Origin of the sequence: Crenothrix polyspora, assembly GCF_900163755.1 — a bacterium.
In the GTDB taxonomy this organism is placed as follows: domain Bacteria; phylum Pseudomonadota; class Gammaproteobacteria; order Methylococcales; family Methylomonadaceae; genus Crenothrix; species Crenothrix polyspora.
In genome coordinates, this window is record NZ_FUKI01000089.1 from 1 (window position 1) to 2,668 (window position 2,668).

The 2,668-nt window shown below is 52.5% G+C and carries 1 protein-coding gene; it reads left to right on the forward strand.

The window, feature by feature from the left end; translation table 11 throughout:
• Positions 1–2,668 (forward strand): Ig-like domain-containing protein (locus CRENPOLYSF2_RS04835; RefSeq protein ID WP_245807902.1); only part of this gene is annotated, 2,668 nt, incomplete at both ends.

A 2,668-nucleotide genomic window follows, 5' to 3' on the forward strand; every position in this document is an offset into this window, starting at 1 on the left:
TGCAACAATACCTGCATTACCAACGATCAACGCCACCGACGGCAGCCCGATTACCGGTGTTGCGGAAGCGGGCAGTGTGGTTATTATTAAAGATGCGGCAGGTGTATTAATTGGCACGGCGACAGCTGATCCTGTCACCGGTGCGTACAGTATTGTACCGACGACTGTTCCTGCCAATGGCACGGTGTTGAATGTAACGGCTACCGATGTCGCTGGAAATAGCAGTGCGCCTGTCAGTATTAAAGTTGATGCAACAATACCTGCATTACCAACGATCAACGCCACCGACGGCAGCCCGATTACCGGTGTTGCCGAAGCGGGTAGCCTTGTCACTATTAAAGATGCTTTGGGTGCTGTGATTGGCACAGGCACAGCGGATGCGGTGACCGGTGCTTATAGTATCGTACCGAAGACTGTTCCTGCCAATGGCACGGTGTTGAATGTAATCGCTACCGATGCCGCTGGAAATACCAGTATCCCTGTCAGCATTAAAGTTGATGCAACAGCACCTGCACTACCAACGATCAACGCCACCGACGGCAGCCCGATTACCGGTGTTACCGAAGCAGGCAGTGTCGTTACTGTAAAAGATGCGGCAGGTGCATTAATTGGCACGGCGACAGCTGATCCTGTCACCGGCGCGTACAGTATTGTACCGAAGACTGTTCCTGCCAATGGCACGGTACTTAATGTAACCGCTACTGATGCCGCTGGAAATAGCAGTGTGCCTGTCAGTATTAAAGTTGATGCAATAATACCTGCATTACCAACGATCAACGCCACTGACGGCAGTCCGATTACTGGTGTTGCCGAAGCGGGCAGTGTCGTTACTGTAAAAGATGCGGCAGGTGTATTAATTGGCACGGCGACAGCTGATCCTGTCACCGGTGCGTACAGTATTGTACCGAAGACTGTTCCTGCCAATGGCACGGTACTGAATGTGACCGCTACCGATGCCGCTGGAAACACCAGTGTACCTGTCAGCATTAAAGTTGATGCAACAGCGCCTGCACTCCCAACGATCAACGCCACTGACGGCAGCCCGATTACCGGTGTTGCAGAAGCGGGCAGTGTCATTACTGTAAAAGATGCGGCAGGTGTATTAATTGGCACGGCGACAGCTGATCCTGTCACTGGCGCGTACAGTATTGTTCCGACGACTGTTCCTTTAAATGGCACGGTGTTGAATGTGACTGCTACCGATGCCGCTGGAAATACCAGTGTACCTGTCAGCATTAAAATTGATGCAACAATACCTGCATTACCAACGATCAACGCCACCGACGGCAGCCCGATTACCGGTGTTGCCGAAGTGGGCAGTGTCGTGACTATTAAAGATGCAGCGGGTACAGTTATTGGTACAACGACAGCTGATCCTGTCACCGGTGCATACAGTATTGTACCGACGACTGTTCCTTTAAATGGCACGGTGTTGAATGTAACGGCTACCGATGCCGCTGGAAATACCAGTGTACCTGTCAGTATTAAAGTTGATGTAACAGCACCTGCATTATCAACGATCAACGCCACCGACGGCAGCTCGATTACCGGTGTTGCCGAAGCGGGCAGTGTCGTGACTATCAAAGATGCGGCGGGTACAGTGATTGGCACGGCGACAGCTGATCCTGTCACCGGTGCGTACAGTATTGTACCGACGACTGTTCCTGCCAATGGCACGGTACTGAATGTAACGGCTACCGATGTCGCTGGAAATACCAGTGCCCCTATCAGCATTAAAGTTGATGCAACAGCGCCTGCACTCCCAACGATCAACGCGACTGATGGCAGCCCGATTACCGGTGTTGCGGAAGCAGGCAGTGTCGTGACTATCAAAGATGCGGCGGGTACAGTTATTGGCACGGCGACAGCTGATCCTGTCACCGGTGCGTACAGTATTGTACCGACGACTGTTCCTGCTAATGGCACGGTGTTGAATGTAACCGCTACCGATGCCGCTGGAAACACCAGTGCGCTTGTCAGCATTAAAGTTGATGCAACAATACCTGCATTACCAACGATCAACGCCACCGACGGCAGCCCAATTACTGGTGTTGCGGAAGCGGGTAGCCTTGTCACTATTAAAGATGCTTTGGGTGCTGTGATTGGTACAGGCACAGCGGATGCGCTGACCGGTGCGTACAATATCGTGCCGAGTGTTGTTCTTATTGACGGTGCATTGTTCAGTGTGACGGCTACGGATGCAGCAGGTAACGTCAGTCCAGTAGCCACGACTATCGTGGATGCAGCTGCGCCAGTACTACCCACCATCAATGCTACCGATGGCAGCCTGATTACTGGTGTTGCGGAAGCAGGTAGCTTTGTCACTATTAAAGATGCCTTGGGTGCTGTGATGGGTACAGGCACAGCGGATGCGGTTACTGGTGCTTATAGTATCGTACCGTCTACCGTACCAGCCGATGGTGTTGTGCTGAGCGTGACCGCTACGGATGCGGCGGGTAACGTCAGTCCAGTAACCATGACTACCGTGGATGCAACAGCGCCAGCACTACCAACGATTAACGCTACCGACGGTAGCCCAATTACCGGTGTTGCGGAAGCGGGTAGTCTTGTCACTATTAAAGATGCCTTGGGTGCTGTGATTGGCACAGGCACAGCGGATGCGGTGACCGGTGCGTACAATATCGTGCCGAGTGTTGTTCTTATTGAC